This window comes from Verticiella sediminum, from assembly GCF_007558815.1.
In the GTDB taxonomy this organism is placed as follows: Bacteria; Pseudomonadota; Gammaproteobacteria; order Burkholderiales; family Burkholderiaceae_B; genus Verticiella; species Verticiella sediminum.
Genome location: NZ_VLTJ01000008.1, coordinates 1 through 25371 on the forward strand (window position 1 = coordinate 1; position 25371 = coordinate 25371).

Consider the following 25371-nt stretch of genomic DNA (forward strand, 5'->3'; position numbering starts at 1 on the left):
AAGTGGTACATGTAGCCCAGGAAAACGCGGTTGTCGGTGGAGCGATCCACCAGCGGGCTGTCCTTGGCGTTGGAGGAAAGTCTCCTGGCCCGAACGTCGAACATCATTGAATGGTGCTTGTTGAAACGGTAGACGCCCTGCAAGCCGACTTCGGTGCTGATTCCGGAGTCGCCGCGATATTCGGGCCGTCCGGCCCGCGCCTCATGCGCCTGCACGCCGTAATAGTAGTCGACGTACTTGCGGTCATGCCACGCCGCGCCGATGCGAGGCGTGAGGGTGAAGCGCTCGCCCAGCCGCCAGGACCTGTCCAGGCCGAGATTGAAGCGCTGTCCCTTGCTGTTGCCCGAAACGTCGTGCGTCCAATCCGCACTGAGGTTCGCCAGGCTGGTCTGCCACTGCACCTTGGCGCCGGCCCAGACGCCGCCTTTGCGCTCGTCCATGCCCTCCAGCGCCCAGGAGTCGTCGGACTCATAACCGGACCCTTCCCAGCGGCCGACGAGGCGAAAATCGATCCTGTTGGTCTCGCTGAATTGCCAGCCGGGCAGTTTGGCTTCCAGTGTGGTCGCGAAGAACCGGACATACCGGTTCTCGACATGCAGCAAGGGCAGGACGGTGGTATCGCGGTCAATATCGATATAGGGTTCCTGGTTGCCGACGACGCCCAGGCCGAGACCCCAGGTGGTTTTCCGGGGGTTCGCATCGTCGGCGAAGGCCGCCGGTGAAGCGAGCACCAGGCCACCGACGAGGGCGGCGAGCGTCAACCCCCTGGCGGCAAGTTGACCAGTAAGAATGAGGGGGTGATGAGAACCCATGGCTGCGCTCCTGATGGCGGTCAAAGCGGCATCATCACGAGGGTTCTCTTACCCGTTTCTTACTGAGATTCCATTTGGCTCGATAAGCGCAGCCGGTAAGAAACGGGAAAGAAACGCAGGGCGACACTGGGCGCAGGAAATCAACGCCTGGATCGTTCTGCATGTTCCAACCTCATTCAGTTCACCCCGCGGCGTCTTTCGAGGTGTCGTGGCCGCGAAGGCCCGGAGAGCGCCGGGCTCGTCGCGCCTCGCTGCTCCCGGCGGCTGCGGCCCTCATGTTCATGGCGGGGTGTGCGTCCCTGCCGCCTGCATCCCATTCGCCGGCCGCCACCGACTCGATCGCGGATCGCTGGCATGCGCCGCTGCCCCCTGGCGGCCAGTGGGAGGATCTGCGTCGGTGGTGGAGCACGTTCGATGATCCCACGCTGCTTTCCCTGATCGACGCGGCCCAGACCGTCAGTCCCACCATCGCGCAGGCAGGCGCAGCCATCGCGGATGCGCGTGCGCAGTGGGTGGCCCACGGCGCGGCCTTGCAACCGTCGCTCGACGTCAATGCCCGTAGCGGCCGTGGCCGGGTCGACCTGGACGACCCCACAGGAACCGTGTCTTCCATCGGCCTGATGGCCTCCTGGGAGCTGGACCTGTTCGGCGGCAACCGCGCGGGACAACGCGGGGCGCAAGCCAGGCTGACGGCTTCTCGAGCGAACTGGCACGCGGCCCGGGTGGCCGTCGCAGCGGAAGTGGCGATGAGCTACAGCCGCCTGAGGGCCTGCGAAGCCCTGCTGCTGCAGGTACAGCAGGATGAGCAGTCCAGAGCGCAAACCTCGAGGCTGACCGCACTGGCGGCCGACGCCGGCCTTGAATCCCGCGTCACGGCCGATCTGGCCAGCGCCAGCGCGGCCCAGGGCACGACCGTGCGGATACAGCAACAAGCCCGGTGCGATCTCTGGATCAAGGCGCTGGTCGCGCTATCGGCCAGGGATGAAAGGGATCTGAGGCGTGCGTTCGTCGAGCGCACGGCGCTGTTGCCCGGCCCCGCTGCCATCCAGATCGCTGCCGTGCCAGCCCAGGTGTTGGTGCAGCGGCCCGACATCCAGGCGGCCGAGCAGGAGGTCGTTGCGGCGAGCGCCGGTGTGGCCCAGGCCGATGCCCAGCGCCTGCCGCGCGTTTCCCTGACGGGAAGCATCGGCATCCAGCAACTCGGCATGGGTGGCGTGCGCACGGACGGCCGTGTCTGGCAGATCGGTCCGGTGGCCGTCACGATGCCGCTGTTCGATGGCGGGCGCGGCCGCGCCAACGCCGAGGCGGCCCGCGTCCGCCACCAGGCCGCCACGACGATCTATGCGGGGACATTGCGCGAGGCCATCCAGGAGGTCGAGGGCGCGCTCGTCGAGCTGCAGAGCGCGACCGAACGCAGAGCTGCCGCCCAGGCCGCTGCCGACGGTTTCAGTCGCTCCTTTCTCGCATTGCAGTCCCGGTATCAGGCTGGCATGGCTTCCTTGCTCGAACTGGAGGATGCCAGGCGCAGCAAGGTCTCGGCACAGCGAGATCTCATCGGCACCGATGAACAGCAAGTGCTTGCCTGGATCACGTTGTACCGCGCACTGGGCGGCGGGTGGGACGCTGACGCTATGCAGCGTATCAGCGCGGTATCGCGAGCGAGCCAACAGATCAAACCCGTTGAATAGGCCTGAAGCATGTCGTCCCCAAGAAGAAGAATATATGTCTGCATCGTCGCTGTCGCCGTGACGGCCGGCGCTGCCGCGCTGTTTCCGATGCAAACGGATTCCCCGCGGAACGACGCGCTGGCTGCGCCTTCCATACAGCCGTCCTTGTCCGTCACGGTGACGACACTGGAGCCTCGGGCCGTGCAGACCACCGTCGCGGCCAACGGCGATATCTCTGCCTGGCAGGAGATCAGCATCGGCACGCAGATCAGTGGCCTTCGCCTGGTGGACGTCAACGTGGACGTCGGCGACGAAGTCAAGAAGGGCCAGGTCCTGGCGAGGTATGCCTCGGATACGGTCCAGGTGGAGCTCGACAGGAGTACAGCGGCCGTGGCGGAGGCCGAGGCGACGCTCGCCGAAGCCGCTGCCAATGCGCGGCGCGCTCGTCGTCTGAAGGAGGCCGGGTCGCTCTCCGAGCAGCAGATTCAGCAGTACGAGACAGCCGAAAGCACGGCCAGAGCGCGGCTCAGGTCGGCGCAGGCACAGGTTCAAGCGCAGAGGCTGCGCCTGGATCAGACACGCATCGTCGCGCCCGACGATGGCGCCATCACGTCGCGCACGGCCACCGTGGGCGCGGTGACGGGTTCCGGCCAGGAACTGTTCCGCCTGCTGCGGCGCGGCCGGCTGGAATGGCGGGCCGAGGTCGCGGCTTTCGAGCTGGAGAAGCTGCGAGCCGGCCAGACCGCCCGGGTCGCCCTGTCGGGGGGCCACGAACTGGAAGGCCGTTTGCGCACGATCGCTCCGCTTGTGGACACCGCCACCCGCAATGGCCTGGTCTACGTCGATCTACCGGCGAGCGAGGTCGCCCGGGCAGGCATGTTTGCGCGTGGCGAATTCGAGCTGGGAACCCGTCAGGCTTTGACGCTACCGCGTTCTGCCGTACAGATCCGCGATGGCTTCGGCTACGTGCATCGTGTCGGCGATGACGGCCGGATCACGGAGCTGAAAGTCGTGCTGGGCCAGCACGCGGGCGATCGGATCGAAATCCTCTCGGGCCTCGATCCTGCCGCCCGCGTCGTGGCAGCGGGCGGCGCCTTCCTGGGCAACGGCGATCACGTCCGGGTGATCGAGCATGCGAAGAGCGGCAACCCGCCATCTCAAGCGAGTTCCGCCGCACCGGCGACGTCGACGCCGGCGAGGCAGCCATGACGATCAATACGTCCTCCTGGGCGATCCGGAATCCGGTTCCGGTCGTCCTGCTCTTCATTCTCCTGACCTTGGGCGGGCTGTTCTCCTTCCGAGGCATGTTCATCCAGAACTTTCCGGACGTGGACCTGCCCCGGGTCGTCGTCTCCGCCTCGCTGCCGGGGGCCGCCCCCGCCCTGATGGAAAACGAAGTTGCCCGCAAGATCGAGAACGCCATTGCCACGGTGTCCGGCGTCAAGCACATCACCACGACGCTGACGGATGGCCACGCCGAGATCCACATCGAGTTCCGGCTGGAAAAGCCCGTGCAGGAAGCGGTCGATGACGTGCGCGACGCCGTGTCGCGCATTCGCTCCGACCTGCCCGCCGATCTGCGTGATCCGGTGATCCGGAAACGGGAGTTTTCCAGCGCGCCGCTTCTGCTCTATACGGTGACGTCCTCCCACCTGGACGAAGAGGCGCTGTCCTGGTTCGTCGACGACAGAATCACCAAGGCCGTGCTGACCGTGCCGGGCGTGGGCGCCGTCCGGCGTATCGGCGGCGTCGATCGCGAAGTCCGCGTGGACCTGCTGCCGGATCGCCTGCTCGCATTGAACACCACGGCACTCGACGTCTCGCGCCAGTTGCGTCAGGCGCAGTTGGAAGCGCCCGGTGGTCGTGCAGCGGTCGGCGGTGCCGAACAGGCCGTGCGCACCATCGCCACCGCCGGATCGGCGGCCGAGCTGGCGGCGATGGAACTTGCGCTCGGCGATGGCCGCCGCATTCGTCTCGACCAGGTCGCGACGGTCACGGATACCGTGGCCGAGCGGCGTTCGGCGGCGTTTCTCGATGGCCTGCCCGTCGTGGGCTTCGAGATGACGCGCGCCCAGGGCTATGGCGAGGTCGACGTGGCCAGGGGCGTGCAGGCCGCCATGAAGACCCTGCGGGCGCAATACCCCCATGTCGAGGTCCGGCAGGCCTTCGACTTCGTGGGGCCCGTGCTGGAGAACTATCAGGGCTCCATGCGCATCCTGTACGAGGGCATGCTGCTCGCCGTGCTGGTCGTATTCTTCTTCCTGCGCGACTGGCGGGCGACGCTGATCGCCGCCGTGGCGCTGCCGCTGTCGATCATCCCGACTTTCGCGCTCATGCACCTGATGGGCTTCTCGCTCAACATCGTGACCTTGCTGGCGCTCTCGCTGGTGATCGGGGTGTTGGTGGACGATGCCATCGTCGAGATCGAGAACATCGAGCGTCATTTGCTGATGGGCAAGTCCGCCCGCCAGGGCGCGATGGATGCCGCGGCGGAAATCGGCCTGGCGGTGGTCGCCACCACTTTCACCCTGATCGCCGTGTTCCTGCCCACGGCATTCATGAGCGGTACGGTGGGACGGTTCTTCATCCAGTTCGGCTGGACAGCCTCCGTGGCGGTGCTGTTCTCGCTGGTGGTGGCGCGCCTGCTCACGCCGATGATGGCGGCCTACCTGCTGCGCAAGCCCGTCCATGGCCATCGCGAGCCCAAGTGGGTGACGCGTTATCTGGTCGGCGCGAGTTGGTGCCTGCGACGCCGCAAGACAACACTCGTCGCTGCGGCGGCATGCTTCGCCGGCGGCCTCTGGCTGGCCTCGACCCTGCCGGGCTCGTTCATGCCCCCCGACGACAATTCGCAGACGCAGGCGACGTTGACCTTGCCGCCCGGCAGCACCTTGACAGAAGCGACGGCGCTGGCCGAGCAGGCGCGCGCAAGACTGGAGGAACATCGGTATGTCACGAGCGTCTTTGCCGCTGTCGGGAGCGCAACGGACGGCAACAGTGCCGGTGTGACCACCGTTGTGCTGACCGTGGGCCTGGCGGATCGTGCGAACCGGGCGGGCATCAGAAAGCAGGAAATCGAGCAGCAGTTGCGCGTGGCGCTGGCGACGCTGCCCGGTGTGCGATCCCATGTGGGAACGAACGATTCGAGAGACACCTATGAGCTGGTGCTGGCCGGCGAGGATAGCCGGGTGCTCGAGCAGCATGCCCGGCGCATCGAGCGGGAGTTGCGTGCCATTCCCGGCATCGGCGCGGTCAGTTCCACCGTCAGCCTGGTCAGGCCCGAGCTCATCGTGCGTCCCGATTTCGCACGCGCCGCCGATCGGGGCGTGTCGGCCCTGGACATCGCCGACACGCTGCGTATCGCCACGGTGGGCGACAACACCGAGGATCTGCCCAAGCTCAACCTCAGCGAACGCCAGGTGCCGGTGATGATCCGCCTGGCGGATGCCGCGCGCGAAGACATCGCAACCCTCAAACGTCTGCCCGTCCCGGGTACGAAGGGGATGGTGCCGCTCGAGAGCGTGGCATCACTGGAATGGAGCAGCGGCCCGTCGGAAATCACGCGGCACGACCGCCTGCGCAACGTCAACTTCGAAGTGAGCCTGCAGGGCCGGCCCCTGGGGGAGGTCGAGCAGGCCGTGCAGGCACTGCCGAGCCTGCGTCAGTTGCCGGCAGGCATACGCCAGGCGGCAGCGGGTGATGCGGAGGAGATGGCCGAGCTGGCAACGGGCTTCGGCATCGCGATGCTGACCGGCGTGCTGTGCATCTACATGGTGCTTGTGCTGCTGCTCAAGGACTTCATGCAGCCGGTCACGATTCTGGTGGCGCTGGTGCTCTCCGTTCCAGGCGCTTTCCTCGCTTTGTTCGTCACCCATTCGGCGCTGTCGCTTCCAGCCATGATCGGATTGATCATGCTGATGGGCATTGCGACGAAGAACTCGATTCTGTTGGTGGACTACATCGTCATCGCTCGCCAGGAACACGGCCTCGACCGCTGGGACGCCATTCTCGACGCATGCCGAAAACGGGCCCGGCCGATCGTGATGACCACCATCGCGATGGGGGCGGGCATGGTGCCGATCGCCATGGGCTGGGCGGGAGACCCCAGCTTTCGCGCACCCATGGCTTTTGTGGTCATCGGCGGGTTGATGACTTCGACCCTCTTGAGCCTGCTCGTCATCCCGGTCTTCTACAGTTGTATCGACGACCTTGTGCAGTGGCTCCAGGCAGGAACGACGTCGTCACGGATCTCATCAGGCAGGAGCTCGTAGCTCCCCGCGCCCATCATGCGCCATTTCGTGTCGAGCGGATGCGAGAAGCCGATGCCGACCTGCGGCATCACGACCGAGCCGGCCGGTAGTCGTGTACGCCGCGGGTGTCTTCTTCCTGCCATGAACGCCCCCAAAGCCTGTGTGGGATCAGGTGGCTCGCCTCGACCAGGAGCCTCAGAAGGCTGCTTGCATCTGTTCCAGATCGGCGATGAGGCCGGGGCCGGTCGGTTTCCATCCCAGCCGTTTCTGCGTCATGGCACTCGTAGCCATCATGTCCTTGTCTGCAAACGCCGCAAGCCAGCCGAAGTGGCCGGCCGCTTCTTCCGGCGCAATAGCGACTACAGGCAGCCCGAGACGCTGGCCGATGGCCTGCGCAATGTGCCGAAACGCGATGCCCGGCTCGGCAGTCGCGTGATAGCGGGCCTCGGGCTCATGCTTTTCGAAGGCAAGTCGGAACAGGCGCGCCGCGTCGCAGACGTGCGCCGCGGACCACTGGTTGAGCCCTTCTCCAACATAGGCCGCACAACCTTTTTCGATGGCCAGCCTGACCATGTCCGTGACGAGGCCCTGCCTGCGGGTGTCATGGATCTGGGACAAGCGCACCACCGATACATTCACGCCGCGCTGCGACAATTCGCGCCCCGCAAGCTCCGAGGCAACCCGCGGGTTGGGGCTCTCGGGATTGAAGTCGTCTTCGGTGGCGAATCGACCGGGCCCGGCTGTGCCCATGGCGGTGCTGGAGGTAATGACGAGGGGGCGATCGGAGCCTTCCAGCGCGGCTCCCATTGCCGCGATGGCGCGGCTGTCCTTCCGGCAGTTGGCGGCGAAGTTCGCGAAGTTGTGATCAAAGGCCGTATGGATGACGCCATCGCATACGGATGCCCCGCTGCGCAGGCTGTCGAGGTCTTCGATGTCGCCCCGATGGGCTTGCGCACCCGCCGCCGCCAGCTCGGCCGCGCCCACGTCCGAGCGCGTCAGCCCGAGCACTTGATGGCCGGCTTGAATGAGTTCAGGCACGATCTTGGAACCGATGAAGCCGGTGGAACCCGTCAGGAAAATGCGCATGCTTGGATCTCCTTGGTTGCGTGAGATCGAGTCTGAACCTAAGCTACATCCCGTTAAAGCCGTGACTTTATCGTGGTATGGGAACTAACAGCATCGACATGCCAGCCGCCCAGGAAAAACCGCTCGGCGCTTATTTGAGGGACCGCCGCAGCCGACTCGATCCCGCCGCGTTCGGCTTTTCGAGCGCACGCCGGCGCACACCGGGCCTGCGTCGCGAGGAGGTGGCGCAGCGCTCGAACATCAGTACGGCCTGGTACACCTGGCTCGAACAAGGTCGCGGTGGCGCACCCTCTGCGCAGGTGCTGAGCAGGATTGCCAGCGCGTTGATGCTGACCGAAGCGGAACGCGAGCATCTCTTCATGCTTGGCCTCGGCCATGCTCCCGAAGCAAAGTACACGGCGTCCGAAGGCGTCACGCCGCGCTTGCAGCGTCTGCTGGACGTTCTCGAAATCAGCCCTACAATCATCAAGACCGCTACCTGGGATGTGGTGGCATGGAACCGTGCCGCGGCTTTGGTATTGACCGACTACGGCAAATTGCCATCCGCCGAGCGCAACATCCTCCGTCTCATTTTTTGCGACCCCCGGGTCCGGGCTGCCCAGGAGGGGTGGGAAGGCGTGGCTCGATTCGTCGTTGGCGCGTTCAGGGCCGACGTCGCGCGTGCAGGGGCAGCGTCGGAAATCGGGAAGCTGGTGGAAGAGCTTTGCACGCGCAGCGCGGAGTTTGCAGCCATGTGGCGCGACAATGATGTCCGGGTGCATGGGGAAGGCACCAAGCTGATTCGCCACCCCACGCTCGGCCTGATCGCATTGGAGTACTCGGCCTTTGCGATCGACGGTCGCCCCGACCTTGGCATGATCGTCTACAACGCTGTTACAAGCGCTGATGCCGACCGCCTTCGTGCAGCGCTGAAGGTTGTAAATGAACGCGTCGACCGACGCTGAGGTACGTTGTTGTCGAAGAGCCCGTTGGCAGCCGGGCAGGTATCGTGCGCATCGACCTTTTAGAAGGTCTGCGCGGATCAGTGTGGGGGCAATCGGGCACTAGCTTTCGGAGGAGAGCCAAAGGCACGTCGAAATGCGTGGGAAAAAGCGCTTTGTGACGTATAGCCGACCTTGCTCGCTATGCGAGCGATAGTCGTATCCCCTCGCGCCAATGCCGCACGAGCGATGGTAAGACGCCACGCTCGCAAGTAAGCAAGCGGCGGCTGTCCCAGTCGGCGTGAAAACTCCGCGGAGAAGGCAGCGCGGGACATGCCGGCCACACTGGCAAGTCGAGCCACCGTCCAGGGTTGCGCGACATCTTCATGAATTGCGCGAAGCGCTCTGCCAAGCCGAGGATCTGAAATAGCGCCGAGCCATCCCATTTGAGTTTGCTCGAAATCACCGGCGTAAGCTCTGATCGCCTCCACTACCAGCACGTCGGCAAGGCGGGCGCTCACGATCTCGCTTCCCATCGTATCCCGTTCTATCTCGTTATTCACAAGTGCGAGGATTGTTGCGATCGCCGCGGATGCGGGCGAAGATCGGGGAACGATCATGAACGCCGGCATCCGCTCGAGTAGGAAATCTGCGTTTGAGGCCGCGAACGTGACTGTTCCCCCGATTCCAATCGTATCGTCTCCGCCGATGCACGCTACGTCGCAGCCGGAACCGAAAACGGTTTGACCGTCAATTGGCGTCACGTCCGGGTCGCTCGCCACCGCATAGGCAATGCGTCCGAGCAAGCATATGTCCCCTTCATTCAGAAGCTGTGGTGCGCGTCCTGGAAGCAGCATCCATTGGCTCCCGCGCAGCAGGGCGACAAATTTCAGCCGGTCGACGGCAGGAAACTCGAGCGCCCATCGTCCCGCAGCTTCCAGTCGCGTGCGTCTAGTCACCCTTGCGCCGAGAACGTCAAGGACGTCTGACAGAGGGTCGAGCACAGGTTTGGACGATCGCGACAGTTTCATAGACAGCACAGCATAGATGATCTTGAATCGGTCGCATATCATTTTCGGAAATTATTCTCCGAAGGAAAGAAGTCATGAGTATCAGAGGCAAAGTTGTCGCAATCACGGGGGCAAGCAGCGGGATTGGTCGTGCGACGGCGAAGTTGCTTGCAGAGCGCGGTGCGTTCGTTGTGCTGGGTTCCCGTAACGAATCAGCGCTTCAGGCCGTTGCGGGCGAAATTACTTCCGCGGGCGGCAAAGCCGTATTCAAGGCAACCGATGTACGTCACCGGGGCGAGCTTGAGGCGCTTGTCGCATTCGCGGTCGAGCGAGGCGGCAAGCTCGACGTCATGGTTAACAACGCCGGGGTTGGGCCGATCTCCCGCTTTGATGCCCTGCGTGTCGAAGACTGGGATTTAATGATAGACGTTAACTTGCGCGGCACGCTTTACGGCATCGCCGCTGCCCTACCGGTGTTTGCGCAACAGGGAAGCGGTCATATAGTTAACGTCGTTTCAACGGCTGGCATCCAGATTGTCCCAACAATGGGCGTCTACGCCGCCACTAAAAACGCGGTGCGCACGGCGACGGAGGTGCTAAGGCAGGAGGCAGGCCAAAATCTTCGCGTGACCGAAATCTCTCCGGGGGTGATCGCCACGAATTTCGGTGACAGCATCACGGACAAGGCCGCGAAGAAACTGATTGACGAGCGCCTTGGAGGTATTGCGATCTCACCTGACGCGATCGCGCGCGGCATCCTCTTTGCACTCGAGCAACCACCTGAAGTGGATGTAGGCAGCATTGTTATTCGTCCAACCGCACAGGGCTGAGTCGACCCTTACGGCCGCAGCCGATGCGTTTGGAGATATGCCGTCAGAAGCCGGACGAGGTGTCCTTTGAGGCTTGCTTCGAAGCCGGCCTGAGCATGTCCGTCGAGCCACGCCCGCACCGGCCCCATCAACGCGTTGAGGGCGATCGTGGCGGTCGTGGACGGATCATCGAAATGGGCATCAGGAGCGCTCGTCAGCATCGTTGCGATAGCCGCCACGATGCGCGCATGCGCGCGAGCTGCCAACTCGGTGCCGCCCCGATCTCCCGCAACCGCATAGAGCGCCTTCGATTCCTGGGGGTCGCGCAGCTTCGCGGCAAGAAAGGTGGTAACCAGGGCCGCAGCCATCTCGGCAACCGGCTTGTCTCGATGGGCGCGGCAGACATGCTCGACGGCGCCCGCAACGCCGTCCAGGTGCTTTTCCAGGACGGCGGCAAGGAGCGCATCGCGGTTCGGATAATACTGATAGAGGCTACCGACCGACATGCCTGCGCGCTCGGCGACGCGCGTCGTCGTGCAGCCGCTCAGGCCCTCCCGCGTCAAAACCTGAATGGTCGCAGTGTGCAGCGCGCCGACCGTCGCCAGCGAGCGCGCCTGGACCGGGGATTTCCGCGGCTTCAGAGCCGCTGAGACTCTGCTCATGGGATGCGAATTCTAAAAGTGAAGGATGCTTCATATACTACTGCCTGGCCTGACGACTCAGGAAGGATAGATATGACGAACATCGACAAGACCGGCACGTTTTCCCTTGGCACCCGAACAGTGAAGCGGCTTGGCTACGGTGCCATGCAGCTCGCCGGACCGGGCGTGTTCGGCCCGCCGAAGGACCGGGATGCGGCGTTGGCCGTGCTGCGCGAGGCCGTCGCGCTGGGGGTCGACCATATCGATACCAGCGACTTTTACGGCCCGCACGTTACCAATCAGATCATCCGCGAGGCGTTGAAGCCTTATCCCGACGATCTGACCATCGTTACCAAGATCGGTGCCCGGCGCGGGGAAGACGCTTCCTGGCTACCCGCCTATTCGGCGCAGGCCCTGACGCAGGCGGTGCATGACAATCTGCGCAATCTGGGGCTCGACGTGCTGGACGTGGTCAACCTGCGGATCATGCTCAAAGTGGACGGTCCGGCCGAGGGCTCGATCGAGGAACCGTTGACGGCTTTGGTCGAATTGCAGCGCAAGGGGCTGGTGCGGCATATCGGCCTGAGCAATGTCACCGCTGCGCAGGTGGCCGAGGCGCGCGCGATCACGCCCATCGTCTGCGTGCAGAACATGTACAACATCGCGCATCGGCAGGACGACGCCCTGATCGACGACCTTGCCCGTGACGGCATCGCCTATGTACCGTTCTTTCCCCTCGGCGGGTTCACGCCGTTGCAGTCGTCCACGCTGTCGGCGGTCGCCAGCCGCCTCGACGCCACGCCGATGCAGGTGGCACTCGCATGGCTGCTTCGGCGGTCGCCGAATGTCCTGCTGATCCCCGGCACCTCCTCGGTCGCGCATTTGCAGGAGAATCTCGCCGCAGCCGAACTCGAACTGCCGGATGAGGTGCTCGCCCTGCTCGATGAGGTCGCGGCATAGATTGGGAGCAAGGTATCGGCCATGCGAGGCGCACACGTTCCATCTGTCGTCTCGTCCTGCGGACGACCAGCGAGGCTCGTGTCACCGACGCCGCAGGAGCACTGCTGCCAGTGGACTTGCGCCCGGGTTGCTCCCGGCCCGCGCCGTCAGGGCCTCGTCACCCTGGGTAGTGTGACCGGGGATGGAGAAACAGCACGCACTCTGAGCCATACCCGATGGCACTAGGTTGTCGAGGGTTGATTTCGCTGGGGTGCGGACATAACCCAAAGACCCATGATCTGAGAGATGGCCGCGTCCATGACTTGAATTCCAACGCCGTCCCTGGCAAGCGTGGAGAGGCCGATCAGGAAGCTGTCGAAAACGGTACTCAGCGCACGCGGATCGACATCACGCCTGAGTTCACCATTGGCGATGCCCCTCTCGATGCAGGCCTTGATGCCGGCGCGAGTCCGTGTCCGTGAACGCGTCAGCGGCGCCGTGATGGTGCAGAGTTCGGGGGATGGCGCGCTCATCACGCCCAGGGCGACCATGCAACCTTTGGGATGCCCGCGTTCGCATTGCATTCGAGCCGAACGCCTGAGGGCCAGTTCCAGTGCTTCCCTGGGAGGCAGCTCCTTGTCCCACAGGCATTCGGTGACCTTTGCGTAAGTGGCCAGGTAGCGCGCCGTGCACTCCTCATAGAGCGCTTCCTTGGATTCGAAGGCCGCATAGAAGCTGGGCGCCGAGATGCCGCCGCCGATGGCGGCCTTCAGTTGGCTCAGAGAGGTGGATTCGTAGCCCTGCTCCCAGAACAGGTGCAGCGCCTGTTCGACCGCAGCGTCTCGATCGAAGGTGCGCGGTCTGCCCATTTGTGCCATGGTGTACTCCTTCTTTCGACATAAATACTAATCGATACGTAAGTCATTGACAACTGCCGGTTCGGCGCCTATATTTGTACCACTCGATATATATATATTGAGTGAAGGACAGGCCGGATCGTGCATCCTGTGCCATTCCGCTTCGGCGTCGTTCTGGTCGTCGGTCGGCCGTCCGACTAATCGCCGAGCCTGTCTGCTCCCGCCTGATAAGCGGATTTTTTTCGCCTAGATATGTATCGATTGATATATATCTAGGCGTTTGAATCACCTGAAACGCCAGATCATCCCAAGGAAAAAAGCGTGAGTTCTCCAACTTCTTCGACTGCTGAAGCGCCGACTGAACGGCTGCCACTTGCGGCACTGCTGGCATTGGCGATGACCGGCTTCATCTGCATCGTCACCGAAACACTCCCCGCCGGCCTGTTGCCGCAGATATCCCAAGGACTGGGCGTGAGTGCCTCGCTGGCTGGGCAGACCGTGACGGCCTATGCGCTCGGCTCGGTACTGGCGGCCATTCCACTGACCATCGCCACTCGCGGCTGGCGGCGGCGCAACGTGCTGCTGCTCACGATCAGCGGCTTCCTGGTGTTCAACTCCGTCACCGCGCTGTCGTCGAACTACTGGCTCACGCTGCTCGCGCGCTTCTTTGCCGGCGTTGCGGCGGGCCTGGCCTGGAGCCTGCTGGCCGGCTACGCAAGGCGCATGGTGCAGCCGCATCAACAGGGTCAGGCGATGGCGATCGCGATGGTCGGCACGCCCATCGCGCTGTCGCTGGGCGTGCCGCTGGGGACCTGGCTGGGCGGTGCCGTGGGTTGGCGGAGTGCTTTCGGCATCATGTCCGCGCTGACCTTGCTGCTCATCGTCTGGGTGTTGGCCAAAGTGCCGGATTACCCCGGCCAGTCCGGGCGCGAACGCATGGCCTTGCGCAAGGTGCTCACCACGCCGGGCGTGCGCCCGGTACTCGCCACAGTCATGGCCTGGATGCTGGCCCACAACATCCTCTACACCTATGTCGCGCCGTTCGTGGCGCAGGCCGGGCTGCTCGATCGGGTCGATGTCGTTCTGCTGGTGTTCGGTACGGTGGCGCTGGTGGGGATCGCGATCACGGGTCGGCTGGTGGAGCGCCACTTGCGCAGCACCGTGCTCGCCTGCCTGGCGACATTCTTCATCGTGTCGCTGCTATTCGTCTGGTTGGCCACGGTCCCGGCCGCCGTTTACGTGGGCGTGGCGGTGTGGGGGCTGACCTTCGGCGGCGCAGCGACCCTGCTGCAGACCGCACTGGCGGACACCGCCGGCGACGGCGCCGACGTGGCGCTATCGATGAATGTCGTGGCCTGGAACAGCGTGATCGCAGGCGGCGGCGTGCTGGGCGGCGTTCTGCTGGATCGCTGGGGCGCGCACACCTTCCCCTGGGCGCTGGCCGTGCTGGTGGCGATAGGCTTCGTCATCGCGTGGTCGGCCAGGACGCACGGATTCCGTCCAGGCCCGCGCACGCGCAGCGCCGGGCACTGAACCGGCGGCATATCCACGTGGTTTCAGCAATTTCTCCCTCTTTCACCCTCCATCCATAAAGGATTTCACTGCCATGTTCAAACGTCTTTTCAACACGCTCGTTCTCGGTGCCAGTGTGGCGCTGGCTGCCCCCGCGTTCGCCGCCGACGAGTTCCCGGTGCCCGAGGGCTTCGCCAGCGGCTACCAGACCATCGACGGCGTCAGGCTCCACTACGTCAAGGGCGGTTCCGGGCCGCTGGTCTACCTGGTCCATGGCTTTGGCCAGAGCTGGTATGAATGGCACCAGTTGATGCCTGAGCTGGCCAAGCAGTTCACCGTGGTCGCGCCGGACCTGCCCGGACTGGGCCAGTCCGCTGTGCCGCCGTCCTACCGCGCCACGGACATTGCTCCGCTGCTGTACAAGCTGGCCGTCCAGTTCAGCGGCGGCGAGAAGTTCGACCTGGTGGCGCACGACATTGGCATCTGGAACACCTACCCGATGCTGGTCCAGCGCCAGGACGACATCCGCCGCGTGGTCTACATGGAAGCACCGATCCCGGACGACAGCATCTATTCGTTTCCGGCCTTCACGCCGGAGGGCGAATCGCTGGTGTGGCACTTCAGCTTCTTCGCCGCCGACCAGCGACTGGCCGAGACGCTGATCACCGGCAAGGAGCGCGTGTTCTTCGAGCACTTCATCAAGGAGCATGCGACCAACAAGGATGTCTTCACGCCCGAGCTGCTCGACCTCTACGCCAAGTCCTACGCCAAGCCGCACACCCTCAACGCTGCCTTCGAGTACTACCGGGTCCTCAACCAGGGGGTGCAGGACAACAAACAGCTTGCGCAGACCAAAGTCACCATTCCGGCGCTGGCCATCGGCGGTGGCGGCCACGGTGGCATGGGGCAGTACCAGGTCGACCAGATGCAGCGCTATGCCACCGACGTGACGGGCCTGGTGCTGCCCGGCTGCGGTCATTGGTTGCCGGAGGAGTGCGCAGCGCCGCTGAACGCGGCCGTGGTCGACTTCCTGCGGGCTCGCTGAGTCACGCGGCTTGCCGCTCGCGGGTCGCCAAGTCACCCGTCTCAAGGTGGGCTCGCTGCCTCGTGTCCGGCAGAGGGCACCGCCGTGAAAGTTGGAGCAAGCACCCTGGTGTCGGGATTACGGTGCGTGTCACACAGGCCGGCGAATATCCGGCATGCTTGGGGTGATTTGCCGTCTCGTCTGGCTGGCATGCCTGGCCGGCGGCATGCCGAATATCCGGGCATAGTCGCGGCTGAACTGAGACGGGCTTTCATAGCCCACCTGGAAGCCGGCGCTGGCCGCATCCACTGCATCGCTCATCAACAGCCGACGCGCCTCCTGCATCCGCAAGTGCGTGCGGAACTCGATGGGGCTCATGCTCGTGACGGCCTTGAAATGAAGGTGAAAGGTCGAGCGGCTCATCCCCGCGACGTCCGCCGCGTCTTCGATGCGGCAAGGGCCGCGAAAGTGCGCCCTGATCCAGACGATCGCGCGGGCGATCCGGTTGAGCCGGCTGTCTGCCTGGGCCATACGGCGGATGACGCCGCTGCCGGTGCCGGTCAAGAGGCGGTAGAGAATCTCGCGAATGGTGAGCGGTGCGAGGGCATCGATGTCATGCGGGGTATCCAGCAAGCCCACCAGTCGTATCGCGGCATCGAGCAATGGCGGGGTGGTTCTGTTCAGCGTCAACCCGGCGGGGCTCGCGGGTTCATCCTTGGCCGGTGCCGGATAGCGGATCGCGAGATCCGAGAGTTCGGCCGAATCCAGATCGAGTTGCAGACACAGATAGGGACGAGCCGCGCTTGCCTCGATGACCGATCCCATGACCGGCAGCTCGACGGACGCGACCAGGTAATGCGCGGGATCGTAGCGATATGCCGTCGTGCCGAGGGCTGCTTGCTTGGTGCCCTGAGCGACCAGGCAGAGCGTGGGCGCGTAGATCACCGGCATGGGCATGGTCGGAGACGACGCACGGATCAATTTCACTCCCGGAAGCGGGGTCTCATGGGTGCCATCGGCCGGCGCATGGCGGCCGATGAGATCAACGAGCGTATCGAGCTTGTTCATGGCAGTCATGTTACGGCGGCCATCGTCAGACGTAAAACCCGAATCGGCCAAACCCGGACGATCGTGCAAGCAAACCGGACAAGCAGGCTATCGGCAGCGGATGGAATCGGACGACGATATGGCAGCCAACCCCCCCATCAAAGGATCGCGACAAATGACGACATCGAATGCTCTGGACCAATACCGCCTGCTCGGACGATCCGGCCTTCGTGTTTCACCGCTGGCGCTGGGCACCATGACCTTCGGCTCCGACTGGGGCTGGGGTGCCGACGACGCCGAGGCGAAACGCATCTTCGACGCTTACGTCGATCGCGGCGGCAATTTCATCGACACCGCCGTCAACTACACCAACGGCAGCGCCGAGACGATCCTGGGCGGTCTCATCAAGGACAAGCGGGAGCGTATCGTCCTTTCCACCAAGTTCACGATGGCGCGCGAGCCGGGCAACCCGAACTCGGGCGGCAATCACCGCCTCAACCTCGTGCGCTCGGTCGAGGCCAGCCTGCGCCAGCTCGACACGGATCGGATCGATCTCCTCCACGTCCATGCCTGGGACTTCACCACGACGCCCGAAGAGGTGCTGCGGGCACTCGATGATCTCGTGCGGGCCGGAAAGATCCTCTACGTCGCGATCTGCAACACGCCGGCCTGGCGCGTCGCGCAGATGCAGGCCATCGCCGACCTGCGCGGCTGGTCGCCGTTCGTCGCGCTGCAGATCGAGTACAGCCTGGTCGAGCGCTCCGTCGAACATGAACTGATGCCGATGGCGCAGGCACTGGGCCTGGGCGTGCTGCCCTGGTCGCCACTCGGCGGCGGCATCCTCACCGGCAAGTACAGCCGGGCCGATCTTTCCGACGAGAATGCCGCCGGCGTCTCGCCGACGCGCAAGGGCGTCATCGCCTCCACCGGGCATCTGAACGAGCGCGCGCTGGCGATCGCCGACGTGGTGGGCGAAATCGCCGGGGAACTGGGCGCCTCGCGCTCGCAGGTAGCGCTTGCCTGGACGCTGCGCAATCCGGCCGTGGTCTCGCCGATCGTGGGCGCGCGCACGCTCGCCCAGGCCGAGGACAACTTTGGTGCCTTGGCGGTCGCCTTCACCGAAGCGCAGCTCGCCCGCCTCGACGAAGCCAGCGCGCTGGCCCCGATCTTTCCGGAGCGCTTCATGGGCCGTCCGATGGCGCAGCAACTGATGTTCGGCGGCACGACGGTCGTGGGCCGGAGGAGGGGGTGACAGAGTGCAGCGAACGATGACCTATGCCCGGTGATGGCGTTGCCTATCGCAACGGCTACGCGTGGATACCCGCATGCGCAAGTGACGGGGTTGCCACGATGAGCAGACCATCAACTGTTATTCAGCGGCAAGACCGGGCAGCAGGTGGCGGTGCTCGCGAGTCAATGCACCCTGCGTCGGGCTGACATGGAGCGTTGATCGCAGAACGGGAGACTACGTGCGATCCCTGCCTGCGGTGTCATCGACCCGCACCCGCCCGGAGGAGGGCGCGCCAAGAAAAAGCCGCCCTCGTGGAAAACGTGGTCTGCTTGGTTGAAGTAGTCGTCGAGCGCCTTCTCATCGCCCAAGCCGATCCGACCCTTCCTACACCGGTCAGTGCGACACCCTTTGCCGATTCCATATCTTCTTGGGGCATGACTCGTCTCCTGCAAGCTTGAGGAAATAAAGGTCCTTAACGAACCGTGAGCACGATCTTGCCCCGGATGTGTCCCTTCGCTGCTCGTTCATGGGCTTTGCGTGCCTCACCCAGTGGGAAGCTGCCATCCACAGCGACGCGAATGATCCCGGCATCGAGGAGCTTCCCGATCTCCGCAAGCTGCGCGCCATCCGAGCGAACCTGCGTAGCCGACACCGTGACGCCATGCTTGCCCGCATCGTCGGCGCCGTCGAAGCCTAGGGGAAAAACCGGGAACAACGCACCGCCGCGCTTGATCGTTCGAACGAAACGCCCGGTTGTCGAACCACCGAGCGTATCGAGCACCAGGTCGATGTCGTGTGCTACGTCCTCCGGCGCAGTCTTCGTGTAGTCGATGAACTCATCTGCGCCGATGCTTCGCAAGAACGCCTCGTGTGCGCCCGATGCCACGGCTATGACGCGCGCACCCTTCCATTTCGCCAACTGCATTGCCCAGATGACCCACCCCACCGACTGCGCCGTTGACGAGCACGGCCGCGCCGGCAAGCGGCACGGGACGGTGCGGCCCAGGCTGGACCGGGTTGGGATGATCGTGCCCGACATCGATCAGGAACTGCCATGCGGTCAGCAGAGACATCGGCGCCGCCGCGGCGTGCACGTGATCGATGCCGGCAGGCTTCAGTGCGAGGTCCGACGCCGGCGCCGCGACGTATTCGGCGTAAGCGGCGCTGTCGCCGAAGCTCGGGAAGCGAACCATCCCGAACACTTCGTTACCCACGACGAATCCCGGTACCTCAGCAGCGACGGCTTCGACGACACCCGACACGTCTGACCCCGGAATGGCCGGCAGCGCGATGGGTGGCCGCCATTCGGGCGGAAGCATCTTGTTGCCTTCGCGCAGGTACCAATCGGGTGGATTCACGCCTACGGCATGAACGCGCACCAGCACCTCGCCCGGCTTCAGGCCGGGCTTTGGGGCGTCCTCGTACCGAAGTACCTCGGGCCCACCGAACTCGTGGAATCGAATTGCCATCATCATGTGGACCGGCATGGGATTCTCCCGCGGTTGCGTTCAGTCGCCAAGCTGCTCCGCGAGGAACGATGTGTAGTTCTGCAAACGCAAGTCGGGATAGCGATCCGATTGGAGGTCGTCCAGCGAGGTCTGTCCGTTGAGCATGTAGAGCTGGTACGCCAGCATGATCGCCCGCCCGGGATCACTCGCCGCCATCTCTTTCATCGCGCTGCGAAGCTGCTGTTCGTTGCCCAGGGAATGACGCTTGAACGTCTTGCCCGTCTGCGTTTGCGCGATGTCGGCGACCTGCTGGAACGAAAGGCGATCCCCCGCGAAGGCGAACTTGCCGCTCGGCACGTCGCGATCGAGCGCGACGCGCGCCGTCATGCGAGCCGTGTCCTCCACGGTCGTCAATTCGATCGGCTGTTTGCCGTCGCCCCAGAAGGTCACTGTTCCCTTGTCGTAATCGATCAACGGGGAACCCGGCTGCAGCATGCCCATGAACGCACCCTGCAACATGTGGATGTGTTCGATACCGAGGCCTTCGATGACCTTGTCGGCCGTGGCGCGGGCGTTGAACGCGGGGTGCTCACCCGGGGTCGCCTTGAACAGATCGAGGCCGAAGTCCGAAGGAAGGATGCGTCGCACGCCGTTGCGCTTACCTGTTTCTGCGAGCGCCACCTGGCCGTCCACGATGGCGTCGGTGCCGCCCTGGACCGCCGATACGATCACGTCCACGCCGCGAGTCGCCCTGTCCAGGGATGCGTGGTCCGCCAGGTCGCCCTCGATGACTTCGGCACCCCGAGTCACCAGCTCATCGGCGGTGGCCCGCTTCTTTCCCTCCAGCCCTGGGCGGAGAAGCAGCCGCACAATGGCGTCTTCACGTTCCAGGAGATGATGGGCGATACGACTGCCGAGCATGCCGGTGGCGCCGGCGACAAGAATGGTCTGCTTCATGGGGAAACTCCGGAAATGGGATGAGTCCCCACTCTAGGCCGTTCCGCTCTCTCCGATTAGTCACCTGGTGATAGACTCGATGTTCCAGATTTGGAACGATCGGGACATGCTCGATATCACCGAACTTACTGTTTTCTCGTACATCGCCGAGCTGGGCAGTATTTCTGGCGCTGCGAGGCTCCTCAAAATGCCCAAGTCGTCGGTGAGCCGGTCGCTGGCGCGCCTGGAGGAGACCATGGGCACGGCGCTCGTGGAACGCTCCACGCGTCATCTTCGCCTCACCGACGCCGGCCTGCTCCTAAGGCGGCACGTTCGCCGCATCCTCGACGAGGTGGGTGAAGCCGAGAATGCCATGGCTGGTTTGGTGGGCGTGCCGGTCGGCGATTTGCATGTCGATGCGCCCTTCACGTTCGCTACGGGTCCGCTTGCCTCGATGCTGCCGGCATTCGTCCGCCGTTATCCGGATATCCGCATCGTCCTCTCAGTGAACAACAAGCCGATCGACGTCCAGCTCGAACAGATGGATGTCGTGATTCGCATCGGACCGCTGCAGGACTCCGAGCTGATAGCGCGACGGCTCGCGACGTTCTCGTTGTGGCCTTGTGCCAGCCCCGCCTATCTCGCGCACCATGCCGAAATTGTGCGGCCCGAGGACCTCGCGAATCACCGATGGATTTCGCATGCCGATCGAAGGCAGGCCTTCGCATTCCGCGGCACCAACGGGAGCGTTCGGGAGGTCGAGGTGCCGCCTGGCATCGTCATCCCGGAGCCCGAAGTCATGAAGACGATGCTGATCGCTGGCATTGGCGTCGGACTGCTACCGGACTTTCACGCATCCGACGCCGTGGCCGACGGGCGGCTGGTTCGATTGCTGCCTCGCTGGACAACGCCATCGGTGGATGCGCATGCGCTTTATCCGAGCCACCGAAGCCTTTCGGCGAAGGTAAGGGTCTTCGTCGATGCTCTGGTGGCTCATTTCGCGAATCGTGATCAGGGACCATAAGTCCGACCTGGTGGGCGACGTGATCGGCATGGTGACGGAGTCGGTGTACGACACCGCGACCGGCCGCTATCTGCTGATCCCGCAGGGATCGCGCTTTTCTGCTGGCGCAGCGCTGACCACGCGCGTGGTGCAACCTGAGCCTGTATGGAACAAGTCGTTGGTGCCCGGGGCCGGAATCGAACCGGCACGCCTTGCGGCGGGGGATTTTGAGTCGGTGATTTACAGTGTTTCTACAGGGAAATGGGGCGAATTCTAGCGTAGGTTGAAATAGGTAAAACCAGTTTCAAATCAGTAGGTTAGCGTATTTTACCTGAATTGATGAAAACTGGTCACTGTACCTGTACTGTACCGAAATTTCGGTACAGTGGCAGGAAGGGGGCTGTACCGCAATGGCTCGAATGAGCTGTCATATCTTCGGATCAAACATTTTAAAGAGACGGTCATCGTCACTTTCCCAGTAGGCTTCACACCTGCAATTTGCATTGCACTGCCTGCGTTCAATGGGAACATCAATGTTGGCATCTTGCATCGCAAGCCGTAGGGCACCAACCGCCATGCTATAGATATCCACGCCCTCATCTGTTTTCAGCTTTGGATCGTCAAGGACAATTTTTTTCAGATGACGCCCAAACGGCAGTGATCCACCACAATGCCGCAATACGATCATTTGATCGAATTGGCCTCTCACAAAATCTCTGGCTAATTCATCTTTGTCTCGAAACCATCTTTCTTCATCTGATTTACCAGACCATTTTGTCGGATTTTCTTTGGTCACCCAGATCCGGCCTGTCTTGTTTCGATCAATTAGTGTGAGGTCAAAGACAAATAATACAGGGCCATAAGCATTGGCGCGGCTTGCTCTAGCATGGATATCTACGGAGTCTACAAATACATCAAACCAGATGCTATACCGCCTATCTGCTTCATCAGAGGCCTGTGCTGTCTGGGTCAGCCCCAGGCGCTCCACCGTGCCACGAGACATCAGAGCCTTGCTTCTCAGGAATTGGCATGCTGTCGCGACGCTATTGGCATGATGCAGCTCGGTTACACCTTTATCTGAAAGTGCTGAAAATACGTGCTGAGAGGGTATGTCCATTGATATCTAATGCCAGGATTAGGCGTTACTCCGCTTGAAGGTGTTTTCTACTTCAATGTGGAAGCGAGCTATTTTTTAGCTTGGCGTCAAATAATTTGATGTGAAGAAGGTATGTGCAGAAAAATAAATTAAGGATTTTGCATCCAAACATACGATATCAATCGATGTGAAAACCACTTATGAATTTTACTGCCCGGCGCGATTCCATAGTGGGAACGGAAGTTTTCCTAAAAGCTTCTCTTCAACGGCAAATGCCAAGCTATAACGTGCACGGGTGATTGCTACATAGAGCTTGTTCCTTGACTCTTCGGTCTTATCCTTGTCGAAGGCCTTGTGGTCTCCGCTCAAAAAATTGAGATGTTTCTCCGGAGCTATAACTAGCACTCGATCAAAACCGAGGCCCTTGCTCGTCCCGAATGAATAGCAGGTCAATCCTTCTGGTAAGAACTTCTTTCCGGTCGTGGATGACCAGCGCAAGACCTGAGGGTTATATGTGTCGAGATACTCGCGTACTTGAGAATGCCTAACGGCAAAAACACCGTGATGATCTGCTAGCGCCTCAGGAATTTTCTTCACCTCAGATTCGGTCTTGTGATCGGAGTCGGGATGAATTAGATCGGACAGATCGCAGATTCGTTGTATGCATCGACGATTTCTTGACAATGTGCACTGCTGGAATTTGATGGCTGAGAAGTACTGTATTTTTTCTTTTCGGGTTAGCGGTTTTTTCTGGCCGAAAGTTGTGGTGTATATGGTCTGTCGGAAATCACCGACGCAACAAATGGAATCGGGCATTACGTTGCTAAGCGATTTGATGACATCGTAATCCCAACCTACCAGGTCTTGGACCTCATCGAAAAAAATCCGCTGATAAATCTCATTCAATCGTTTGGCTGGCGCGTTATTTGCCATCTTACTAACCAACGCTGCGAGTTTCGCCAATAGCCCGGAATAGGCGCTCGTTTTGCAAGGCGTGAGGTAATGTAGGGGGTTGATAGTTCTGTCTATTCTCTCTTGGCGATTCGGCAACCAGGTGGTGGTGCCGGGGATTAGGTGTGGATTATTTTCCGTAAAGGTGATGCCTGCAATTCTCTCGGGAAAAATTACGCTCTGGTAGGGCCTTACAATGTCTTCAAGATAAAAGGAGAGCAGGCCTTTAACAATAAAATTGTCACTGCTCTTCCCATACATCTTAATAAATCGAGAGCGCAGCTCGGCCTGGTTGTTGACAGTGTATGTGACGACCAAAACCCGCCCACCAGTATTGATGATATCAATGGCATTTTGAATGATTTTGTGGGTCTTGCCAGAACCAGCCCCAGCGATCCAGAGTTCGTTAGGCAAAATTGAAAACCTCGTCAAGGAACGCGGGGTACCTGAAGTTTAGGTTGCCGTCGAATAGCCTTATTGCAGAATCAACTTTTCGTCTGCCTTTACCATTGCCGTCAGCGCTTCGGAACCAATCGATAAGAAAATCTCGACGTTCTTCAAGTGAAGCGACTTTTTCATAAGCCGAATAAGTCTGTGCGGATAAGATCTCTTTGGCGAACGCGTTAAGCGTTGCCGTGTCGGTGGCATTTGCATATATCATTGCCGGTTCGAGAGAAAACTCTAGGTTGTTCTCCGAAGAAATGAGCTTGACATTGGGGTGGTCGGCATAATCTATACGTGCTTTAACTACGTTTTCTTCGTAAGCCCCATCGTTATCTCTCAGCACGTTTATACGAGTGCCAATGTCTTTTCCTATGGCTATGAAAGTACCAAAACCTACTCCGCGTACAACGATGATATCTATTCCATCCTGTTCCGGCAGGTGTCCGTGCTTACGGAGGTAAATTTTTTTTAGGACTAATTCGTCAGAAGGTCCCTCAACTAAGATCACATTCCTTGATAAAGCCACCCGCAAAGTGTCATAGCCAGGAAGGCGTTTTAGCATTTTTACGACAGCCGAATCCAGCGTATTAAGTCGCTTGTATTCCGAATGTAAGAGACAAATCTTATCTATACTTAGTTTGTTGAGGACGTATGAGCTGTGTGTGGTTAGAAATAGTTGCTTTGCACCGCGCTGATTCTCGATGTAGTGTACCAACTTGTTCAGATTGGTGTGAGAGAGATGGTTTTCTGGCTCTTCCATCATTACTAAGTCGATATCTTTCGACTTATTCTGAATAGCAAGTTTGATCTGAATATTGCTTTGCTCGCCCTTTCCTATAAAGTGAAAGGGCACATCATCCACTTGAAGCTGTAATCCAGTCTGGATGGAACCGACTGGCAAAGTGCTTGCGGAAATTGATAGCTTTTTGTCAGTAATTAAATTTTCGCTATCCAGCCCGTCATTGACTGCTTTTACCTCGCCGGAACTGTTGAATGCCTGTTGGTTCTCACGGTAATTGAGGGTAAGTTTTACTAGCTCGTCTTTTTTTAGCGCCGTGTTCAAAATGGTGGAAATGTACTGATTTTTTCCCATCGTGGGGTGAATGCGAGTGGGGTCGATGTACAAAGCCGTGAATTTCTTCGAAATAGACCTTATCTGATTCCATCCGAAATCAAGCCATTCTAATTTGTAGAACTCAATTGGAATGCTAGTCATGTCTGGCTTTGTTCTTATGTGGTCGGCATAGACCTCTTCGAGAGACTTATCAAAGCTGGCCTGGACCACCACCCCTTGCGCGTCCAAACCCATACTATTATTTGCCCCCCGATAGTCTGGCACGCCATCGATGTACGCCTCGAGGATAAGAGGGGGTAAGTTCTGAGCTGACTTATCAGACGCCAAAAATTGTTGGACGGCCTCTCTATTAAAGAGATCTGGCGTAAGCTCACCGCTGAGAGGGCGGCCGCGATAGTTAAAATTAAGGACAACCTCAAGCGCTTCTAGAATCGTGCTTTTTCCAGCGTTATTGTCTCCAACAAAAATATTTACGTCGTCGTTGAAAGCGAGATGAATGTCTCTGAATTTCTTAAAATTTATTAATCTAATCGACTTGACGTGCACTTTTTGCCTCTTTATCCAATTTCTCACTGCGGCTTATCGCTGCGGCCGTACATCCGTTCTCGTAAGA

Annotated in this window: 23 protein-coding genes; 11 read left to right on the forward strand and 12 right to left on the reverse strand. The window is 61.2% G+C overall.

Translation table 11 applies throughout. The features are described 5' to 3' along the window. On the reverse strand, positions 1 to 836 hold an 836-nt coding region (locus FOZ76_RS05120; RefSeq protein ID WP_211365975.1), incomplete at its 3' end, for a MipA/OmpV family protein. Between the two features lie 251 nt (positions 837 to 1087). Between FOZ76_RS05120 and FOZ76_RS05125 the strand changes: the two genes are divergently transcribed. Genes FOZ76_RS05125 through FOZ76_RS05135 form a run of 3 tightly spaced genes read left to right on the forward strand, consistent with a single transcriptional unit; the run spans position 1088 to position 6750 of the window. Continuing rightward, positions 1088 to 2500, forward strand: a complete 1413-nt coding sequence (locus FOZ76_RS05125; RefSeq protein ID WP_246129296.1) for an efflux transporter outer membrane subunit — start codon at positions 1088 to 1090, stop codon at positions 2498 to 2500. 9 nt (positions 2501 to 2509) lie between these two features. Then, on the forward strand, positions 2510 to 3688 hold the full coding sequence (locus FOZ76_RS05130) for an efflux RND transporter periplasmic adaptor subunit (protein ID WP_143947075.1): 1179 nt from the start codon (positions 2510 to 2512) through the stop codon (positions 3686 to 3688). Beyond that, positions 3685 to 6750 (forward strand): efflux RND transporter permease subunit, encoded by a 3066-nt coding sequence (locus tag FOZ76_RS05135; protein WP_143947076.1) that lies wholly within the window; start codon positions 3685 to 3687, stop codon positions 6748 to 6750. The genes FOZ76_RS05130 and FOZ76_RS05135 overlap by 4 nt, the downstream gene beginning before the upstream one ends. A gap of 174 nt (positions 6751 to 6924) precedes the next feature. On the opposite strand, the gene FOZ76_RS05140 is transcribed toward FOZ76_RS05135, so the two are convergent. Further along, entirely contained in the window at positions 6925 to 7815 is an 891-nt protein-coding gene (locus FOZ76_RS05140; protein WP_143947077.1) for an SDR family oxidoreductase, read from the reverse strand. Between the two features lie 98 nt (positions 7816 to 7913). Between FOZ76_RS05140 and FOZ76_RS05145 the strand changes: the two genes are divergently transcribed. Continuing rightward, positions 7914 to 8759 carry a helix-turn-helix transcriptional regulator gene (locus FOZ76_RS05145; RefSeq protein ID WP_143947078.1) on the forward strand — a complete coding sequence of 282 codons (846 nt, stop codon included), beginning with the start codon at positions 7914 to 7916 and terminating at the stop codon, positions 8757 to 8759. Between the two features lie 77 nt (positions 8760 to 8836). On the opposite strand, the gene FOZ76_RS05150 is transcribed toward FOZ76_RS05145, so the two are convergent. Beyond that, a complete protein-coding gene (locus FOZ76_RS05150) occupies positions 8837 to 9766 on the reverse strand; it encodes an AraC family transcriptional regulator (RefSeq protein ID WP_143947079.1) in 930 nt (309 codons plus the stop codon). 74 nt (positions 9767 to 9840) lie between these two features. On the opposite strand from FOZ76_RS05150, the gene FOZ76_RS05155 reads away from it, so the two are divergent. Then, positions 9841 to 10575 carry an SDR family oxidoreductase gene (locus tag FOZ76_RS05155; protein ID WP_143947080.1) on the forward strand — a complete coding sequence of 245 codons (735 nt, stop codon included), beginning with the start codon at positions 9841 to 9843 and terminating at the stop codon, positions 10573 to 10575. Positions 10576 to 10583: 8 nt separating this feature from the next. Here FOZ76_RS05155 and FOZ76_RS05160 read toward each other — a convergent pair whose 3' ends face one another. Further along, positions 10584 to 11216 carry a TetR/AcrR family transcriptional regulator gene (locus tag FOZ76_RS05160; protein WP_143947081.1) on the reverse strand — a complete coding sequence of 211 codons (633 nt, stop codon included), beginning with the start codon at positions 11214 to 11216 and terminating at the stop codon, positions 10584 to 10586. A 72-nt stretch (positions 11217 to 11288) separates the two neighbouring features. On the opposite strand from FOZ76_RS05160, the gene FOZ76_RS05165 reads away from it, so the two are divergent. Continuing rightward, the gene (locus tag FOZ76_RS05165; protein ID WP_143947082.1) at positions 11289 to 12155 is read left to right on the forward strand and encodes an aldo/keto reductase family oxidoreductase; all 867 of its coding nucleotides are present in this window, start codon (positions 11289 to 11291) and stop codon (positions 12153 to 12155) included. Positions 12156 to 12376: 221 nt separating this feature from the next. Here FOZ76_RS05165 and FOZ76_RS05170 read toward each other — a convergent pair whose 3' ends face one another. Continuing rightward, on the reverse strand, positions 12377 to 13012 hold the full coding sequence (locus tag FOZ76_RS05170) for a TetR/AcrR family transcriptional regulator (RefSeq protein ID WP_143947083.1): 636 nt from the start codon (positions 13010 to 13012) through the stop codon (positions 12377 to 12379). Positions 13013 to 13387: 375 nt separating this feature from the next. Between FOZ76_RS05170 and FOZ76_RS05175 the strand changes: the two genes are divergently transcribed. Further along, positions 13388 to 14524 (forward strand): MFS transporter, encoded by a 1137-nt coding sequence (locus FOZ76_RS05175; RefSeq protein ID WP_211366029.1) that lies wholly within the window; start codon positions 13388 to 13390, stop codon positions 14522 to 14524. A 73-nt stretch (positions 14525 to 14597) separates the two neighbouring features. Then, positions 14598 to 15548: an alpha/beta fold hydrolase gene (locus tag FOZ76_RS05180; RefSeq protein WP_143947085.1), complete on the forward strand. Its 951-nt coding sequence runs from the start codon at positions 14598 to 14600 to the stop codon at positions 15546 to 15548. A gap of 129 nt (positions 15549 to 15677) precedes the next feature. Here the strand turns inward: FOZ76_RS05180 and FOZ76_RS05185 are convergent, their stop codons facing one another. Further along, the gene (locus FOZ76_RS05185) at positions 15678 to 16595 is read right to left on the reverse strand and encodes an AraC family transcriptional regulator (protein WP_143947086.1); all 918 of its coding nucleotides are present in this window, start codon (positions 16593 to 16595) and stop codon (positions 15678 to 15680) included. A gap of 154 nt (positions 16596 to 16749) precedes the next feature. On the opposite strand from FOZ76_RS05185, the gene FOZ76_RS05190 reads away from it, so the two are divergent. Further along, positions 16750 to 17826: an aldo/keto reductase gene (locus FOZ76_RS05190; RefSeq protein WP_143947087.1), complete on the forward strand. Its 1077-nt coding sequence runs from the start codon at positions 16750 to 16752 to the stop codon at positions 17824 to 17826. 451 nt (positions 17827 to 18277) lie between these two features. Here the strand turns inward: FOZ76_RS05190 and FOZ76_RS27865 are convergent, their stop codons facing one another. Genes FOZ76_RS27865 through FOZ76_RS05200 form a run of 3 tightly spaced genes read right to left on the reverse strand, consistent with a single transcriptional unit; the run spans position 18278 to position 20210 of the window. Continuing rightward, on the reverse strand, positions 18278 to 18730 hold the full coding sequence (locus FOZ76_RS27865) for a zinc-binding dehydrogenase (protein WP_246129297.1): 453 nt from the start codon (positions 18728 to 18730) through the stop codon (positions 18278 to 18280). After that, complete coding sequence (locus tag FOZ76_RS27870; RefSeq protein ID WP_246129298.1) at positions 18642 to 19292, reverse strand: NADP-dependent oxidoreductase; 651 nt, start codon at positions 19290 to 19292, stop codon at positions 18642 to 18644. The genes FOZ76_RS27865 and FOZ76_RS27870 overlap by 89 nt, the downstream gene beginning before the upstream one ends. Before the next feature lie 21 nt (positions 19293 to 19313). Beyond that, positions 19314 to 20210, reverse strand: a complete 897-nt coding sequence (locus FOZ76_RS05200) for an NmrA family NAD(P)-binding protein (RefSeq protein WP_143947088.1) — start codon at positions 20208 to 20210, stop codon at positions 19314 to 19316. Positions 20211 to 20316: 106 nt separating this feature from the next. On the opposite strand from FOZ76_RS05200, the gene FOZ76_RS05205 reads away from it, so the two are divergent. Both FOZ76_RS05205 and FOZ76_RS28335 read left to right on the forward strand, forming a co-directional pair. Further along, positions 20317 to 21213 (forward strand): LysR family transcriptional regulator, encoded by an 897-nt coding sequence (locus tag FOZ76_RS05205; protein ID WP_143947089.1) that lies wholly within the window; start codon positions 20317 to 20319, stop codon positions 21211 to 21213. 10 nt (positions 21214 to 21223) lie between these two features. Next, positions 21224 to 21469, forward strand: coding sequence for a hypothetical protein (locus FOZ76_RS28335; protein ID WP_425473239.1), 246 nt, complete (start codon positions 21224 to 21226; stop codon positions 21467 to 21469). Positions 21470 to 21619: 150 nt separating this feature from the next. On the opposite strand, the gene FOZ76_RS05215 is transcribed toward FOZ76_RS28335, so the two are convergent. From FOZ76_RS05215 to FOZ76_RS05225, 3 genes are all read right to left on the reverse strand, one after another. Beyond that, positions 21620 to 22309, reverse strand: coding sequence for a hypothetical protein (locus FOZ76_RS05215; protein WP_143947090.1), 690 nt, complete (start codon positions 22307 to 22309; stop codon positions 21620 to 21622). 186 nt (positions 22310 to 22495) lie between these two features. Then, positions 22496 to 23653, reverse strand: coding sequence for a UvrD-helicase domain-containing protein (locus FOZ76_RS05220; protein WP_143947091.1), 1158 nt, complete (start codon positions 23651 to 23653; stop codon positions 22496 to 22498). Then, the gene (locus tag FOZ76_RS05225) at positions 23646 to 25304 is read right to left on the reverse strand and encodes an ATP-dependent nuclease (RefSeq protein ID WP_143947092.1); all 1659 of its coding nucleotides are present in this window, start codon (positions 25302 to 25304) and stop codon (positions 23646 to 23648) included. The genes FOZ76_RS05220 and FOZ76_RS05225 overlap by 8 nt, the downstream gene beginning before the upstream one ends. Positions 25305 to 25371: the final 67 nt, after the last annotated feature.

Bases quoted from the DNA above. Each gene is read 5' to 3' on its own strand.
- FOZ76_RS05125 (WP_246129296.1), top strand. From the start codon at position 1,088: ATGTTCATGGCGGGGTGTGCGTCCCTGCCGCCTGCATCCCATTCGCCG.
- FOZ76_RS05130 (WP_143947075.1), top strand. From the start codon at position 2,510: ATGTCGTCCCCAAGAAGAAGAATATATGTCTGCATCGTCGCTGTCGCC.
- FOZ76_RS05135 (WP_143947076.1), top strand. From the start codon at position 3,685: ATGACGATCAATACGTCCTCCTGGGCGATCCGGAATCCGGTTCCGGTC.
- FOZ76_RS05140 (WP_143947077.1), bottom strand. From the start codon at position 7,815: ATGCGCATTTTCCTGACGGGTTCCACCGGCTTCATCGGTTCCAAGATC.
- FOZ76_RS05145 (WP_143947078.1), top strand. From the start codon at position 7,914: ATGCCAGCCGCCCAGGAAAAACCGCTCGGCGCTTATTTGAGGGACCGC.
- FOZ76_RS05150 (WP_143947079.1), bottom strand. From the start codon at position 9,766: ATGAAACTGTCGCGATCGTCCAAACCTGTGCTCGACCCTCTGTCAGAC.
- FOZ76_RS05155 (WP_143947080.1), top strand. From the start codon at position 9,841: ATGAGTATCAGAGGCAAAGTTGTCGCAATCACGGGGGCAAGCAGCGGG.
- FOZ76_RS05160 (WP_143947081.1), bottom strand. From the start codon at position 11,216: ATGAGCAGAGTCTCAGCGGCTCTGAAGCCGCGGAAATCCCCGGTCCAG.
- FOZ76_RS05165 (WP_143947082.1), top strand. From the start codon at position 11,289: ATGACGAACATCGACAAGACCGGCACGTTTTCCCTTGGCACCCGAACA.
- FOZ76_RS05170 (WP_143947083.1), bottom strand. From the start codon at position 13,012: ATGGCACAAATGGGCAGACCGCGCACCTTCGATCGAGACGCTGCGGTC.
- FOZ76_RS05175 (WP_211366029.1), top strand. From the start codon at position 13,388: ATGACCGGCTTCATCTGCATCGTCACCGAAACACTCCCCGCCGGCCTG.
- FOZ76_RS05180 (WP_143947085.1), top strand. From the start codon at position 14,598: ATGTTCAAACGTCTTTTCAACACGCTCGTTCTCGGTGCCAGTGTGGCG.
- FOZ76_RS05185 (WP_143947086.1), bottom strand. From the start codon at position 16,595: ATGAACAAGCTCGATACGCTCGTTGATCTCATCGGCCGCCATGCGCCG.
- FOZ76_RS05190 (WP_143947087.1), top strand. From the start codon at position 16,750: ATGACGACATCGAATGCTCTGGACCAATACCGCCTGCTCGGACGATCC.
- FOZ76_RS27865 (WP_246129297.1), bottom strand. From the start codon at position 18,730: ATGCAGTTGGCGAAATGGAAGGGTGCGCGCGTCATAGCCGTGGCATCG.
- FOZ76_RS27870 (WP_246129298.1), bottom strand. From the start codon at position 19,292: ATGCCGGTCCACATGATGATGGCAATTCGATTCCACGAGTTCGGTGGG.
- FOZ76_RS05200 (WP_143947088.1), bottom strand. From the start codon at position 20,210: ATGAAGCAGACCATTCTTGTCGCCGGCGCCACCGGCATGCTCGGCAGT.
- FOZ76_RS05205 (WP_143947089.1), top strand. From the start codon at position 20,317: ATGCTCGATATCACCGAACTTACTGTTTTCTCGTACATCGCCGAGCTG.
- FOZ76_RS05215 (WP_143947090.1), bottom strand. From the start codon at position 22,309: ATGGACATACCCTCTCAGCACGTATTTTCAGCACTTTCAGATAAAGGT.